This window comes from Nonomuraea bangladeshensis, assembly GCF_039529455.1.
GTDB lineage: Bacteria > Actinomycetota > Actinomycetes > Streptosporangiales > Streptosporangiaceae > Nonomuraea > Nonomuraea bangladeshensis.
Genome location: NZ_BAAAMV010000007.1, coordinates 269,728 through 284,653 on the forward strand (window position 1 = coordinate 269,728; position 14,926 = coordinate 284,653).

Here is a 14,926-nt window from a genome sequence, read left to right on the forward strand (position 1 = left end):
CTTCCTCCGGCGGTTTAGCGGTGCAGGTCCCGAATCCCGGCGAGCAGGGATGCCGCCAGCTCCGGTAGGGAAACCAGAATATCTGGTAGTGAGGGGTCGGCTTGGTTGTAGGCCAGCTCGGCGCCGTCCACGCGGCTCGTGTGGGCCCCGGCGGCCTGCGCCACGGCGACCGGCGCGGCGGAGTCCCATTCGTACTGGCCGCCGGCGTGCACGTACGCCTCCACCTCGCCGGTCAGTACGGCGGAGATCTTGGCCCCGGCCGAGCCGATCGGCACCAGGTCGGCGCCGACGAGGTAGGCGAGCTTCTGGACGAACTCCGGCGGGCGGGTGCGGCTGACCGCGATGCGGAAGCGCCCGCCGCCGGACGACGGCAGCTTGGGCGGCTCTGCGGTGGTGAGCGTACGGCCCTGCGCGGGCAGCGCCACGGCGCCCGCGGTGAGCCGGCCGCGCTCCCAGAGCGCCACGTGCACGGCCCAGTCGGCGCGCCCCTCCTCGGAGAACTCGCGGGTGCCGTCGAGCGGGTCGACGATCCACACCCGCTCGGCGGACAGGCGGCGCGGGTCGAGCCGCTCCTCGCGGGTGGCCTCCTCCGACAGGACGCTGTCGCTCGGCCGCAGCCGGGCCAGCGCTTCCATGAGGAAGACGTGGGAGCTCCGGTCGCCCTCGGCCTTCAGCGCGGCCGCGTCGTCGAAGCCCATGCGCCGGCGAACCTGCAGCAGTCTCTCGCCTGCTTCGTTCGCCAGGTCGGCGGCGACGGCGTGGTCGTCGCGAATCGTCATCAATATGCTCCTTGCCCGCGGGCGACGGCCGACCAGGTTTTCCACAGGATCTGCAGGTCCAGGGTGAGGGACCAGTTCTCCACGTAACGCAGGTCCAGCCGGACCGATTCCTCCCACGATAGGTCAGATCTACCACTTACCTGCCACAGCCCCGTCAGGCCGGGCCTGACGAGTAGCCGCCGTCGTACGTCGTCACCATAACGCGCCACCTCCTCGGGCAGCGGAGGGCGCGGCCCGACGAGCGACATGTGGCCGAGCACGACGTTGATGAGCTGCGGCAGCTCGTCGAGCGAGTGGCGGCGCATCCGGACGCCGAACGGCGTCACCCGCGGATCGTTGCGGACCTTGAACAGCAGCCCCTCGCGGTCGCTCACCAGCGTGATCTTCTGCTGCTCGGCCCCCCGCCGCATGGTGCGGAACTTCAGGATCGTGAACAGCCGCCCGCCGCGGCCCACCCGGGTCTGCCGGAACAGCGCGGGACCCGGGCTGGTGGCCCGGACCGCGATCGCGAGACCGGCCATCAGCGGGGCCAGCAGCACCAGCAGGGCCGCGGCCACCACGCGGTCGAAGACGTTCTTGAGCAGTTGCCGCAGCCCCGCCAGCTCGGGATGCTCGACGTGCAGCAGGGGCAGCCCGGCGGCCGGGCGGATCGTGCTGCGTGGCCCGGCGACGTCCATGAGCGCGGGGGCGACGACCAGCTCGGTGCGGGTGCGTTCCAGCCGCCAGGCCAGCCTGCGCAGCGCCTCGCCGTCCATCTCGGGGCAGGCCAGCACGGCCACGGTGTCGGCGTCGAACTGGTCGACCGCGATCGGCACGTCGCTGAGGTCGCCGGCCACCGGCACCTCGGCCACCAGCTCGCCCGGCACGCCCTCGGGCAGACAGGCGGCCACCACGTGGAGGCCGTGGTAGGACTCGGCGCGGAACAGCGCGACCAGCTCCGCGACCGACGCGGCGTGCCCGACGGCGACCACCTTGCGCATGCAGCCGCCGCTCGCGCGGGACCGGTGCAGGCCGCGGCGCAGGGCGTACCTGAAGACGAGGGAGAACAGGGTGACCAGGGGCAGCGCGAGCACCACGTAACCGCGGGCGACGTCGGTCTTGGTCGCGTAGGAGCCGATGGCGGTGCCGGCGGTGAGGGTGAGGCCGGACTGCAGGACGCGGCGGAACTCCTCGGAGCCGACGCCGACCATGCGCGGCTCGTACGCCCGGTGCAGCGCAACCGCGAGCGTCCAGACGACCGGCAGCGCGAGGCTCACCAGCACGTACGGCACCACATAAGGCGTGAACCCGCCGAACCGCACCCCGAACGCCACCCCGGCCCCGATGCCCGCGCCGCACAGATCGGCGACCACGGCCTTGATCCGATAGGCGTGCACCCAGCTCGGCTCGCGCGGGCCGCCCCGCCGCGAGACGACGTGACCGGAGCCGACGGTCATGAGGCTCTCATCATGGCCGCGCAACGCACTGTCCTCCGGGTGACCATTCTGCAACGGACAGTCACAGATGGTAGCGGTGCGGAGGACGCCGGACCGGCGAACGACCCTATGCGGGGATCAGCGAGGAGGGCCGGAAATGTGCAGATCAGCCCGATGGAACTCGTTCTGGGTGGCCTCCAGGCCGTGGGTCATGAGCGACTCCACGACGTCGGCCGCCCGGTCCACCAGGAAGGGCAGGTCCTTGCGCTCGGCGGTGGCGAAGTCCTTCAGCACGAAGGCGGCGGGGTCCATGCGGCCGGGCGGACGCCCGATGCCGAAGCGCACCCGCAAGTAGTCGCGGGTGCCGAGCACCTTCGTGATCGACTTCAGGCCGTTGTGGCCGTTGTCGCCACCGCCCAGCTTGGCGCGCAGCGCGCCGTAGGGGACGTCCAGCTCGTCGTGGACGACGATCAGCCGCTCGGGGCCGATCTTGTAGAAGTCGGACAGCGCCTTGACCGGCCCGCCGGACAGGTTCATGTACGTCAGCGGCTTGGCCAGGATGGCGGCGCGGGTCTCGCACACCTCGGACCGGCTCTTGTGCGCCTTGAACCGCGCGCCCGCCCGGGCGGCCAGCTCGTCGAGCACCATGAAGCCGGCGTTGTGCCGGTTGCCCGCGTATTCGGGCCCCGGGTTGCCCAGGCCGGCGATCAGCCAGCGGTCCATTTGCACCCCTTTACGCGCGGAAACGGGGCGGCTCGAAGGAAGCCGCCCCGTTTACGACGGAAACCGTTACTCGGCGGCGGTGGCCTCGGCGCTCTCGCCCTCGGCGGCGGCCTCGGCCGTCTCGCCCTCGGCAGCCTCGCCCTCGGCCTCCTCGGCGGCCTCGGTCGGCTTGGCGATGACCTGGACGACGACCGTCTCGGCGTCGGTGGCGAGGGAGGAGCCCTCCGGCAGCTTGAGCTCGCCGGCGGTGACGGAGGCGCCGACCTCCAGGCCCTCGACGTCGACCTCGACGCCGGTCGGGATGTTGGTGGCCTCGGCCTCGACCGGGACGGCGGTGAGCTGCAGGTCGAGCAGGCCCTCGCTGTTGACGTCGCCGACGGTGGTGACCGGGATCTCGACGGTCACCTTCTCGCCGCGCTTGACCAGCAGCAGGTCGACGTGCTCGACGAAGCCCTTGATCGGGTCACGCTGGACGCCCTTGGGCAGCGCGAGCTCGTCGACGCCGTCGCCCTTGAGCCGGATGAGCACGTTGGGCGTGCGGAGCGCGAGCAGGACCTCGTGGCCCGGCAGGGTGAGGTGCTTGGGCTCGATGCCGTGCCCGTAGAGAACGGCGGGCACCTTGTCGGAGCGGCGGATCTTGCGGGCAGCGCCCTTGCCGAACGTGGTGCGGGGCTCTGCGGCGATACGTACTTCGGACACGACATCTCCTAGGGATGCGGTGGGGAATCGGTCGTCGGCGCTCTCCCTCACCCGCCCTAGCGGAAGGCGTTACGAGCGCAACCGGTTCAGTTTATAGGGCTCAGGTGTCACCCTCGAACAGGCTCGTGACCGAGCCGTCCTTGAAGACCTCCGTGATGGCCCTCGCGATCAGCGGGGCGATGGACAGCACCGTCAGCTTGTCGAACCTGGCGGCCTGCGACAACGGCAGCGTGTTGGTGACGATGACCTCGCTGATGCGGGAGTTCTTCAGCCGGTCGACGGCGGGGTCGGAGAAGACCGCGTGGGTGGCCGCGACGATCACGTTGGTGGCGCCCTGCTCGTAGAGCGCGTCGGCGGCCTTGCAGATGGTGCCCGCGGTGTCGATCATGTCGTCGATGAGCACGCAGGTGCGCCCGCGTACGCGGCCGACGACCTCGCTGACCTTGACCTGGTTGGCCACGTCGAGGTCGCGGCGCTTGTGGATGAACGCGAGCGGCGTGCCGAGCGTGTCGGCCCACCGCTCCGACAGCCGCACCCGGCCGGTGTCGGGCGAGACGATGGTGGTGTTGTCGAGGTCGAGCTTGTTCTTGAGGTAGTTCTCCAGGACCGGCATGGCGAACAGGTGGTCCACCGGGCCGTCGAAGAAGCCCTGGATCTGCGAGGTGTGCAGGTCGATCGACATGAGCCGGTCGGCGCCCGCGGTCTTGAACATGTCGGCGATGAGACGGGCGGTGATCGGCTCGCGACCGCGGCCCTTCTTGTCCTGGCGGGCGTAGCCGTAGAAGGGCATGACCACGGTGATGCGCTTGGCGGAGGCGCGCTTGAGCGCGTCCACCATGATCAGCTGCTCCATGATCCACTGGTTGATCGGGACGGTGTGGCTCTGGATCACGAAGGCGTCGCAGCCGCGCACCGACTCCAGGTAGCGGGCGTAGATCTCGCCGTTGGCGAAGTCGATGAGTTTGGTGGGGGTGAGGGAGACGCCCACATGCCGGGCGATCTCCTCGGCCAGCTCCGGGTGTGCCCGGCCGGAGAAGAGCATGAGGTTCTTCTCGCCGGGCGATTTGATGCTGGTCACTGCTGATTCTCCTGCTGCTCTCGCTCCGCCAGCGCACGCTCGGCGGCCGCGGCCGACTTGGTGCCCGCGCGCCTGCGCAAGACCCATTTCTCGATGTTGCGCTGACGCGCTCGCGCCACCCCGATGGCACCGGGGGGAACGTCGTCGATGATCACCGAGCCCGCCGCGGTGTAGGCGCCGTCGCCGACGGTCACCGGGGCGACGAGCATGGTGTCGCAGCCGACGAAGGCGCCGTCGCGCACGGTGGTGTGGCTCTTGTTGACCCCGTCGTAGTTGACGAAGACGGTGGACGCGCCGATGTTGGCGTCGTCGCCGATCGTGGCGTCGCCGGCGTAGGTGAGGTGCGGCACCTTGGAACGTTCGCCGACGGTGGCGTTCTTCATCTCGACGAAGGTGCCGGCCTTGGCCTTGTGCTTGAGCACGGTGCCGGGCCGCAGATAGGCGTAGGGGCCGACGCTGGCCTCGGGGCCGATGTCGGCGTGGTCGCAGACGGCGTTGCGGACGACCGCCCGCTCGCCGACGCGGGTGCCGGTGAGCGTGGTGGCGGGGCCGACCTCGGCGCCGGCCTCGATGACGGTCTCGCCGTGGAGCTGGGTGCCGGGGTGGATGACGGCGTCGGGCGCGATCCGCACGCCGACGTCGATCCAGGTGCTGTCGGGGTCGATGATGGTGACCCCGGCGCGCATGTGGTCCTCGAGCAGGCGCCGGTTGAGCACCTTGCGGGCGGCGGAGAGCTGCACCCGGTCGTTGACGCCCTCGACCTCGACGTGGTCGCCGGCGGCGCAGGCGCCGACCCGGTGGCCGTCGCCGCGCAGGATGGCGAGGACGTCGGTGAGGTATTCCTCGCCCTGGGCGTTGTCGGTGGACACGCGCTTGACGGCGTCGGCGAGCAGCTCGCCGTCGAAGGCGTAGATGCCGGAGTTCATTTCCGTGATCGCCCGCTGCTCGGGCGTGGCGTCCTTCTCCTCGACGATCTCCAGGACCGCCCCGGACCCGTCGCGGATGATCCGGCCGTAGCCGGTCGGGTCGGGCACCTCGGCGGTGAGCACGGTGACCGCGTTGCCGTCGGCGGCGTGCCGTTCGAGCAGCGCGGCGAGGGTCTGGGTGCGCAGGAGGGGCACGTCGCCGTAGGTGACGAGGACCGTGCCGGGGATCGTGCCCAGCTCCTCCAGCACGGTGCGTACGGCGTGGCCGGTGCCCCGCTGCTCACGCTGGACGACGGCGCGGGCGTCGGGGCTGTGGGCCGCCAGATGGCCGCCGACCTGCTCCAGCGCGTGGCCGATGACGACGACGAGCCGCTCGGGATCGAGCTCGCGGGCGGCGGAGAGCATGTGGTCGACCAACGCGCGGCCGCACAGCTCGTGCAGGACTTTCGGGGTCTGGCTCTTCATCCGGGTGCCCTCGCCGGCGGCGAGGACGATCACGGCTGCCGGGCGCGGCACACTCACGGACTGAGGCTCCCTGTGACTGGACGATCAGGGCCATTGGTACGGCTCCTCTATGACTACCGCACCGCTACCCTCCCGACACCGTGAGGATACCTGCCCGACCCCCGGACAATCGCGCCGGGTCTGGCCTCAAAGCTCCCGGAAGAGGACTCGAACCCCTACAAAGTGGACCAAAACCACTTGTCCTGCCGATTAGACGATCCGGGACAGATCGGACACGTGGCGTCCGACACATCCCTACGATACCGAGCCCTGGCCCGGTCCCGCGCCGGGATTGACCATCCGCGCAGGTGCCAGGGTCGCTTCTTATAACAGAACGCGCCAACCGCCACAAGCGATGATTCCCACCCACCTTACGGGGAAGAGCGTCACATCTCCGCAATCCGCGGCACAGGACTTCCTAACCTACGATGGCGTAGGTTACGGTTGCGTAGCCCGGACAATCATCCTCATACGTGCTGTTGGAGGTCGCCCATGACCGTTCTCGCCGAACGTTCCCCCGCACCCAAGCCGGACTTCGAACCCGAGCCGAAATCCCGCGCCGAACTCGTCACCTTCGGCCTGGTCGTCGGGCTCCCCCTCGTCGCGGTCGCCGCGGCCGTTCCGTTCGCCTGGGGATGGGGTCTCGGCTGGACGGACATCGCCATCGCCTTCGTCTTCTACGTCGTCTCCGGCCTCGGCGTCACCGTGGGCCTGCACCGCTACTTCACGCACGGCTCGTTCAAGGCCAAGCGGCCGCTGAAGATCGCCCTCGGCATCGCCGGCAGCCTGTCGCTGGAGATGTCCGTGCTCGACTGGGTGGCCACCCACCGCAAGCACCACAAGTTCTCCGACAAGGAGGGCGACCCGCACTCGCCGTGGCGCTTCGGCCCCGGCTTCAAGAACATGGCCAAGGGCCTGCTCTACGCCCACATGGGCTGGCTGTTCGAGAGCGAGCGCACCAACCGCGAGAAGTACGCCCCGGACCTGTGCAAGGACCCGGACGTGATGAAGCTGCACAAGTGGTTCGGCCCGATCGCCCTCACCTCGATCCTGCTGCCCGCGGTGCTGGGCGGCCTCTTCACCTGGTCCTGGCAGGGCGCGGTGACCGCGTTCTTCTGGGGCTCCCTGATCCGCATCGGCCTGCTGCACCACGTGACCTGGTCCATCAACTCCATCTGCCACGTCTTCGGCGAGGAGGACTTCCAGACGCGCGACAAGTCCCGCAACGTGTGGTGGCTGGCCATCCCGTCCTTCGGCGAGTCCTGGCACAACCTGCACCACTCCGACCCGACCTGCGCCCGCCACGGCGCGCTCAAGGGCCAGATCGACCTGAGCGCCGGCCTGATCCGGATCTTCGAGCGGTTCGGCTGGGTCCACGACGTGCGCTGGCCGACCCCCGAGCGCCTGGCGGCGAAGCGGGTTGCCTGACGAGAAAGCTCCGATGAGCGGCCACGGGAGCGTGGCCGTCATTATGGAACCTGTGACCGAACCCCGATCTCGCAGGCGCATGTCCGGTAGCGAGCGACGAGAGCAGCTGATCCGCATCAGCCGCACGCTCTTCGCCGAGAAGGGGTTCGACGGGACCTCTATCGAGGAGATCGCGGCCACCGCGCAGGTGTCCAAGCCCGTCGTGTACGAGCACTTCGGCGGCAAGGAAGGCGTCTACGCGGTGGTCGTCGACCGTGAGATGCAGAAGCTGCTCACGATGATCACCGAGGCGCTGGCCGCCTCCCACTCCCTGATCAAGGTGGAACGGGCCGCGCTCGCGCTGCTCCAGTACATCGAGGAGAGCAGCGAGGGCTTCCGCATCCTGGTCCGCGACTCGCACGCCGCCTCGGGCACCGGCACCTTCGCGAGCCTGATCAGCGAGATCGCGAGCCAGGTCGAGGACGTGCTCGCCGACGAGTTCGCGGCGAGGGGCTACGACCCCAAGTCCGCCCCCATGTACGCCCAGATGCTGGTCGGCATGGTCGCGCTCACCGGGCAGTGGTGGCTCGACGTGCGCAAGCCGGGCCGCGAGGAGGTCGCGGCCCACCTGGTCAACCTGGCCTGGAACGGTCTGAGGGGCCTCAACCCCCACCCGGCCATCAGCGCCGTCACCCAGGCCCGCGCCGCCGCCCCGCCCAAGCCCCGCCCGAGCAGCGAGAAGGAGCTGCGCGAGCTGGAGAAGGCCCGCGAGCGGGAGCTGAAGGAGGCCGAGAAGGTCCGCCAGCGCGAGCTGAAAGAGGCCGAGAAGGCCCGGGTCCGCGAGCTGAAGGAGCGCGAGCGGCTGCTCAAGGAGGCGGAGAAGGCGCGCGAGCGCGAGGAGAAGATCCGCCAGCGGGAGGCCAAGCTCGCCGAGCGGGCCGCGCGCCTCGAACAGGTGGATCAGTCCGAGTGACGGGTTGAACATGACGGCGGCCCTGCGTGACCATAGAAGGAAGAGGGGCGCTGATCAGCGAGAACGAGCGTTGCGGTGCCGTTAACGTGATGTTCAACCAAACGGGGCAATATACGCCATATGTCCGCAGAACCGGTGTCTCCTGCCAACGATCTGCCGCTGCCGCAGGAGCGCTTCCTCAACCGGGAGGAGAGCTGGCTCCAGTTCAATGAGCGCGTGCTCGAACTGGCCGAGGACTCCACTCTCCCCCTGCTGGAGCGGGTGCGCTTCCTCGCCATCTTCGCCAGCAACCTGGACGAGTTCTTCCGGGTCCGGATCGCCGGGCTCAAACGGCGCATGGCCACCGGACTGCTGCTGCGGACCAAGAGCGGGCTCAAACCACGCGACGAGCTGGTCCGCCTCGCCGGCGTCGCCGACGCGCTGGCCCGGCGGCACGCGGCCGTCTTCCACGACAAGATCTGCCCGCAGCTCGCCGGCGAGGGCATCGAGATCGTCCGCTGGGACGACCTCGACCGCGAGGAGCGCACCGAGCTGCGCAAGCTGTTCAGGGAACGCATCCGGCCGGTGCTGACGCCGCTGGCGGTGGACCCGGCGCACCCGTTCCCGTACATCTCGGGCCTCAGCCTCAACCTGGCCGTCCTGGTCCGCAACCCGGCCACCGACCACACGGTCTTCGCCCGCGTCAAGGTGCCCTCGCAGCTCCCCCGGTTCATCCTGGCGTCGAAGGACCGTTTCGTCCCGCTGGAAGACGTCATCGCGGCCCACCTGGGCCAGCTCTTCAAGGGCATGGAGATCCTCCAGCACCACGTCTTCCGCGTCACCAGGAACGAGGACCTCGACGTCGACGAGGACGTCACCGAGAACCTCATGCAGGCCCTGGAGAAGGAGCTGCTCAAGCGGCGCTTCGGCCCGCCGGTGCGGCTGGAGGTCGAGGAGACGATCACGCCGGAGGTGCTCGCGCCGCTCGTGGAGGAGCTGGAGCTGGCCCCGCACGAGATCTACCGGCTGCCGGGGCCGCTCGACCTGTCGGGCCTGCACGCCATCGCCGACCTGGAGCGCGGCGAGCTCAGCTACCGCCCGTTCGTGCCGGCCGAGGCCATCAGCGCCGAGGACGACATCTTCACCACGCTGCGCGAGCGCGACGTGCTGCTGCACCACCCGTACGACTCCTTCGCCACGAGCGTCCAGCGCTTCATCGAGGTGGCCGCCGCCGACCCGCGCGTCCTGGCGATCAAGCAGACCCTCTACCGCACCAGCGGCGAGTCCCCCATCGTCGACGCGCTCATCGACGCGGCCGAGGCGGGCAAGCAGGTCGTGGTGGTCGTGGAGATCAAGGCCAGGTTCGACGAGCACGCCAACATCTCCTGGGCGCGCAAGCTGGAGCGGGCCGGCTGCCACGTCGTCTACGGCGTGGTCGGCCTGAAGACCCACTGCAAGCTGGCCCTCGTCGTCCGCCAGGAGCCCTCGGGCGAGCTGCGCCGCTACTGCCACATCGGCACCGGCAACTACAACCCCAAGACCGCCCGCCAGTACGAGGACTTCGGCCTGCTCACCGCGGACCCGCTGGTCGGCGAGGACGTCACCGACCTGTTCATCCACCTGACCGGCTACTCCAACCACTCCGCCTACCGCCGCCTGCTCGTCGCCCCCCACTCGATGCGCAGCGGCCTGGTGGCCAGGATCGAGCGGGAGATCGCCCACCAGCAGGCCGGGCGGCCCGCCCGCGTCCGGATCAAGACCAACTCGCTGGTCGACGAGCCGATCATCGACGCCCTCTACCGGGCCTCGCGGGCCGGCGTGCCGGTCGACCTGTGGGTACGCGGCATCTGCGCGCTCCGTCCGGGAATCCCCGGCCTGTCGGAGAACATCCGCGTCCGGTCGGTCCTGGGGCGGTTCCTGGAGCACTCCCGCGTCTACGAGTTCGGCCTCGGGCGGCGGCCGGAGATCTGGATCGGCAGCGCCGACCTCATGCGCCGCAACCTCGACCGCCGCGTCGAGGCCCTGGTCAAGGTGACCTCGCAGCAGCACAAGGCGTACCTCGTCGAGCTGATGGACCTCGCCATGGCCGAGACGACGAGCACGTGGTGGCTGGGCTCCGACGGCTCCTGGACCCGCCATCCCGGCGAGGACCTCCAGACCCATCTCATCAGCACCCGGCGATGGAGGACCGTTGACGACGACTGACCTGCTCCGGGCCGCCGGAGCCGTGGTGTGGCGGGGGCCGGCGAGCCGTCCCGAGGTGGCCGTCATCCACCGCCCCGCCTACGACGACTGGACCCTTCCCAAGGGCAAGCTCGAACCCGGCGAGCACGTCGTCGCCGCCGCGCTGCGCGAGGTGCGCGAGGAGACCGGCCTCACGGTCGCGCTCGGCCGCGCCCTGCCGCCCGTCCACTACCTCGTACGCGGCCGGCTCAAGCGGGTCGACTACTGGGTCGCGCGGGTGGTCGCCGACGACGGCTTCACGCCCGGCGAGGAGGTCGACGAGCTGAGCTGGCTGCCGCCGGAGCGAGCCGCGGCGCTGCTGACGTTCGGGTGGGACGCCGGGCTCGTGCGCCGTCTGGCCGGCGCGCCGCTGGAGACCGTGCCGCTCGTGCTCGTCCGGCACGCCACGGCCGGCTCCCGCGCCGAGTGGGACGGCGACGACGAGCGCCGCCCGCTCGACGCCGGCGGGCGGGCCCAGGCCGCCGTCCTGGCCACCGCGCTGCCCGCCTACCGGCCCGAGCTGCTGATGAGCTCGCCGAGCGCGCGCTGCGTGCAGACGCTGGAGCCGTACGGCGGCGAGATCCTGCTGGACCCGCTGCTCAGCGAGGAGGGCCAGGACCCGCGCAAGACGCCCGTCCTGGTGCGCGAGATCACCGTCCCGGCGGTCGTGTGCAGCCACGGCAAGGTGCTGCCCGGGCTGCTCCACGCCCTCACCGGCAAGGAGATCAACCTGCGCAAGGGCGCGTTCGCCGTGCTGCACCGGGCGGGCGACCAGGTCGTCGGCGTCGAACGCCACCGGGTCACAGCAGCTTCGCCACCGCCTTGACCGTCTCCGCCCACACCCCGGGGAAGTCGGCGTGCGCCCGCGCGGCGAGGTCGCGCTCGATCCCGACGAGCAGGCCGTAGGTGAAGGTGTCCTCGCCCGCCCGCCTGGCGCGCTCCGCCTCCTCGGTCAGCGTCTCCTGCGCGACCACGCCGTCCTGGTGCGCCCCCAGCACCTCCTGGATGTCCTCGGCCCGCTCGGCGAGCTTGGCCATGCCCTTGCCGAGGGTGGGCCGGAGCGCTTCGGCGGTGTAACGGGCGCGTTTGGCCGCCTTGCGCACGTCGTGCATGGCGATCTCGCGGCGCTCCGGGTCCTCGACGGCCTGGGCCCTGTCGTACGCCTTGGTCACCCGGCTCCAGTTGTCCGCCGCGATGACGGCGAGCCGCTCCTTCGCGGGCTTGGGCGCGGCCTTGCCGAGACTCGGGCCGGCGAGCAGCGCGTCGAGGGCGTTCAGCAGCGTGTAGTAGCGCTCGCCGCTGAGGGCGTCCTTGATCCGCTCGTACGCGTCCCGCTCGCGGGCGAGCAGGTCGGCGCCGAGGCGCTCCCGGACGGGGCCGACGATCAGCCCGGACGGCAGCCCGGCCAGCCGCTCGCCGAACCTGGCCCGCATGACCTCCAGGTCGCGGGCCTCGCCGAGCACGGTGCCCAGCCACCGCAGCTCGTCCTGGACCTGCTCGGTGCCGTTCACCACGGTCCTGAACGCCTTCAGCGCGCTGCGCAGCCGCCGGGAGGCCACGCGCATCTGGTGGACGGCGTCGTCCTCGGCGCGGCGTACGCGGGGGTCCTGGGAGAGGAGGGCGTTCACCTGACCGGCGAGGTAGGCGAGCACGACCTCGCCCGCCGAGCCGGGCTCGCAGCCGGCCAGGGGCGGCGGGGCCGGCTGGAGCACTTTCGCGAGCTTGCTGGCGGCCCCGGACGGCTCGGCGCCGGCCTTCCTCAGCCGCTTGCCGACCTTGGCCAGCAGCGCCCGCCGGCTCTCGTCGATCAGCTCGGCCTCGACCTCGCGCCAGCGTACGACCCGGCCGCCCTCGCGGCGGTCGGTGGCCTTGACGCGGTCGTCGGCGACCTCCAGCAGCCTGGTCCCGCCGTCGTGCAGGACGGTGACGCTCCTGCGGGTGTCCAGCTCGGCGACCACCTCCAGTTCGGCGCCGCGGGTGTAGGCGCGGACCAGCTCGGCCAGCTCCGGGGGGACCGTCCTGGTGCTCCGGGTGAGCGGCACGGCGATCTCCTGCCGGACGCCCTTGGCCTTGGGCAGCTTGAGATGCCAACCGGCGTCGTCGCCGCCCCTTCGCCGCCGGAGCGTCACGCCTCTGGCGGCCAGTCGCAGGTCGGGTGTGTCGTAGTAGAGCGCGACGAGCTGGTAGCTCTTCGGCCCGGTGACGCCGGTGGCGAGGTCGCCCAGGTCGGGAAGCGCGTAGTCGTACGGAACGTCGAACTTGTCCTCGATCTCGATGCCCACTACACCTCACAAAGTCCGATTTCGGACGATTCTGCCACCCCAAGGTGAACTCACCGGGGTTGCAGCAGCTCGATCCTGTTCCCGACCGGATCGGTGACGTAGACCCGGCGGTGGCCGGGCAGGAGGTCGTCGGGCACGGCCCCGGGGATCGCGGCGGCCAGGGCATCCACGTCGTCCACCAGGAAGGCGGGATGCGCCTTGCGCGCCGGCCGGAAGTCCGGCTCGACGCCCAGGTGCACCTCCACGCCCTCGCCCCTGAACCAGACACCGCCACGGGCGGCCAGCTCCGGCGGCTTGGGCATCTCGCGCAGGCCGAGCACCCCCGCGTAGAACTCCCTGAGCAGCGGCTCGCTGCCGGCCGGCGCGGCCAGCTGGACGTGGTGCAGCCCGATGATCATTTCTGCGCCACCACGAAGACGCGGCGGAACGGGAACGGCGTGCCGTACCTCCTCGCCGGATAGGCCTGCGCCAGCAGCTCGCCGAGGTCGGCCTTGAAGCGCCGCTGGTCGCCGTGGTCCAGCCGGTCGAGGATCGGGCGCAGGGCCGTGCCCGACACCCAGTCCAGCACGGGGTTCTCGCCCTTCAGCACGTGCACGTACGTCGTCTCCCAGGCGTCCACCTGCGTGCCGCCCTGGTTGAGCAGGTCGCAGTAGCCGAGGGCGTCGTCCACCTCGGCGAGCCGCTGGTAGCCGCCGAGCTTGTCCGACCAGGTGCGGGAGGCGCACAGCTCCCGGATGGCGACGTGGCTCGGGGCGTCGTGGTTGCCCGGCACCTGGAACGCCAGCCAGCCGCCCGCGGCCAGCGACTCCATCCAGTGTTCGAGCACCGAGCGGTGGTCGGGCACCCACTGGAGGAGGGCGTTCGAGACGATCACGTCCACGGGCCGGTCGGGCCGCCAGGTCTCGGCGTCGGCGACGGCGAAGTGCACGGACGTGCCGAGGCCGCGCGCCTTGGTGATCATGGCGGGCGAGGAGTCGAACCCTTCGACGGTCGCCCTCGGCCAGCGGGTGGCCAGGTCTGCGGTGAGTTCGCCGCTGCCGCAGCCGGCGTCCACGACATAATCGGGGTCGACCGCCCCCACCCTGGAGATGAGCTCGATGAACGGCCGGGAACGCTCGTCGGCGTACACCGCGTAGGTCACCGGGTCCCAGATATCTCTCGACATGAAGATAATTGATATCGAGAGAGATATCTCGATGTCAAGACAGTACACTTGTGTGTCATGACGGAGGAAGCTAGAGACGAGGTCGATCGCCTCGTCGCCGCTTGGCGGACGGAGCGCCCCGACCTCGACGTCGAGCCGCTCCAGGTGCTCTCCAGAGTGTCACGTCTCGCCAAGCATCTCGATCGGGCGCGGCGGGCGGCCTTCGCCGAGCACGACCTCGAACCGTGGGAGTTCGACGTGCTCACCGCACTGCGCAGGGCCGGCAAGCCGTACGAGCTGAGCCCCGGCACCCTGCTCCGGGCCACCCTGGTCACCTCTGGGACCATGACCAACCGCATCGACCGGCTCGCCCAGGCGGGTCTCGTACGACGCCGGCCCGACCCCGAGGACCGGCGCGGCGTCCTCGTGTCGCTGACGGACACGGGGCTCTCCCGGGTGGACGCGGCCTTCGCCGACCTGCTGCGGCGGGAGCACGAGCTGCTGTCGGGGCTGGGGGCGGCCGATCAGCGGACGCTCGCCTCGCTGCTGCGCACCCTGCTGGCCCCGTTCGACTCCCCCAGCTGACCCCGCCCACCCGGCACCTCGCTCGACCCGTGCTCACGTCGGGCGCGGCGGCACCGCTCGCGCCGGGCGGCCCCACCCCGGGAGCCCGCTCACGCCGAGCGCCCCTCCCCGGGGGCCCGCTCACGCCGGGCGCCCCTCCCGAGGGCCCGCTGACGCCGGGCGCCCCTCACCGGGGAGCCCGCTCACCCCACGTCCCAGCCGCTCCTTAC

The 14,926-nt window shown here is 70.8% G+C and carries 14 protein-coding genes and 1 tRNA gene; 5 read left to right on the plus strand and 10 right to left on the minus strand.

The genetic code is table 11. From position 1 onward, the window contains the following. Positions 1-14: 14 nt before the first annotated feature. The 7 genes from ABD292_RS24250 to ABD292_RS24280 form a co-directional block, all read right to left on the minus strand. The gene (locus tag ABD292_RS24250) at positions 15-779 is read right to left on the minus strand and encodes a 3'(2'),5'-bisphosphate nucleotidase CysQ (protein ID WP_344210960.1); all 765 of its coding nucleotides are present in this window, start codon (positions 777-779) and stop codon (positions 15-17) included. Further along, complete coding sequence (locus ABD292_RS24255; RefSeq protein ID WP_344210962.1) at positions 779-2,215, minus strand: sugar transferase; 1,437 nt, start codon at positions 2,213-2,215, stop codon at positions 779-781. Before ABD292_RS24255 ends, ABD292_RS24250 begins: the two co-directional genes overlap by 1 nt. Before the next feature lie 117 nt (positions 2,216-2,332). After that, complete coding sequence (pth, locus tag ABD292_RS24260) at positions 2,333-2,917, minus strand: aminoacyl-tRNA hydrolase (protein WP_344210964.1); 585 nt, start codon at positions 2,915-2,917, stop codon at positions 2,333-2,335. Between the two features lie 66 nt (positions 2,918-2,983). Beyond that, the gene (locus ABD292_RS24265) at positions 2,984-3,667 is read right to left on the minus strand and encodes a 50S ribosomal protein L25/general stress protein Ctc (RefSeq protein WP_425565151.1); all 684 of its coding nucleotides are present in this window, start codon (positions 3,665-3,667) and stop codon (positions 2,984-2,986) included. Positions 3,668-3,716: 49 nt separating this feature from the next. Continuing rightward, the gene (locus ABD292_RS24270) at positions 3,717-4,694 is read right to left on the minus strand and encodes a ribose-phosphate diphosphokinase (protein WP_329589748.1); all 978 of its coding nucleotides are present in this window, start codon (positions 4,692-4,694) and stop codon (positions 3,717-3,719) included. Further along, a complete protein-coding gene (gene glmU, locus ABD292_RS24275) occupies positions 4,691-6,142 on the minus strand; it encodes a bifunctional UDP-N-acetylglucosamine diphosphorylase/glucosamine-1-phosphate N-acetyltransferase GlmU (protein WP_344210968.1) in 1,452 nt (483 codons plus the stop codon). Before glmU ends, ABD292_RS24270 begins: the two co-directional genes overlap by 4 nt. A 135-nt stretch (positions 6,143-6,277) precedes the next feature. Next, a tRNA-Gln gene (locus tag ABD292_RS24280) sits at positions 6,278-6,349 on the minus strand. 267 nt (positions 6,350-6,616) lie between these two features. Here ABD292_RS24280 and ABD292_RS24285 point away from each other — a divergent pair. The 4 genes from ABD292_RS24285 to ABD292_RS24300 all read left to right on the plus strand — a co-directional run bounded on the left by ABD292_RS24285 (position 6,617) and on the right by ABD292_RS24300 (position 11,532). After that, the gene (locus tag ABD292_RS24285; protein ID WP_344210970.1) at positions 6,617-7,552 is read left to right on the plus strand and encodes an acyl-CoA desaturase; all 936 of its coding nucleotides are present in this window, start codon (positions 6,617-6,619) and stop codon (positions 7,550-7,552) included. Between the two features lie 52 nt (positions 7,553-7,604). After that, positions 7,605-8,504 (plus strand): TetR/AcrR family transcriptional regulator, encoded by a 900-nt coding sequence (locus ABD292_RS24290; RefSeq protein WP_344210972.1) that lies wholly within the window; start codon positions 7,605-7,607, stop codon positions 8,502-8,504. Between the two features lie 120 nt (positions 8,505-8,624). Beyond that, a complete protein-coding gene (locus ABD292_RS24295; protein WP_344210974.1) occupies positions 8,625-10,688 on the plus strand; it encodes an RNA degradosome polyphosphate kinase in 2,064 nt (687 codons plus the stop codon). Then, entirely contained in the window at positions 10,675-11,532 is an 858-nt protein-coding gene (locus ABD292_RS24300; RefSeq protein ID WP_344210976.1) for an NUDIX hydrolase, read from the plus strand. The genes ABD292_RS24295 and ABD292_RS24300 overlap by 14 nt, the downstream gene beginning before the upstream one ends. Here the strand turns inward: ABD292_RS24300 and ABD292_RS24305 are convergent. From ABD292_RS24305 to ABD292_RS24315, 3 genes are read right to left on the minus strand one after another with little or no spacing between them, the layout of a single operon-like run. Then, the gene (locus ABD292_RS24305) at positions 11,507-12,988 is read right to left on the minus strand and encodes a CYTH and CHAD domain-containing protein (RefSeq protein WP_344210978.1); all 1,482 of its coding nucleotides are present in this window, start codon (positions 12,986-12,988) and stop codon (positions 11,507-11,509) included. The two genes, ABD292_RS24300 and ABD292_RS24305, sit on opposite strands and share 26 nt — an antisense overlap. A 50-nt stretch (positions 12,989-13,038) precedes the next feature. Further along, complete coding sequence (locus tag ABD292_RS24310; protein WP_344210980.1) at positions 13,039-13,386, minus strand: VOC family protein; 348 nt, start codon at positions 13,384-13,386, stop codon at positions 13,039-13,041. Beyond that, positions 13,383-14,153: a trans-aconitate 2-methyltransferase gene (locus ABD292_RS24315; protein WP_344210982.1), complete on the minus strand. Its 771-nt coding sequence runs from the start codon at positions 14,151-14,153 to the stop codon at positions 13,383-13,385. The genes ABD292_RS24310 and ABD292_RS24315 overlap by 4 nt, the downstream gene beginning before the upstream one ends. Positions 14,154-14,210: 57 nt before the next feature. Here ABD292_RS24315 and ABD292_RS24320 point away from each other — a divergent pair, with 57 nt between their 5' ends. Next, entirely contained in the window at positions 14,211-14,717 is a 507-nt protein-coding gene (locus ABD292_RS24320) for a MarR family winged helix-turn-helix transcriptional regulator (protein ID WP_329589730.1), read from the plus strand. The last annotated feature ends 209 nt before the right edge of the window (positions 14,718-14,926 follow it).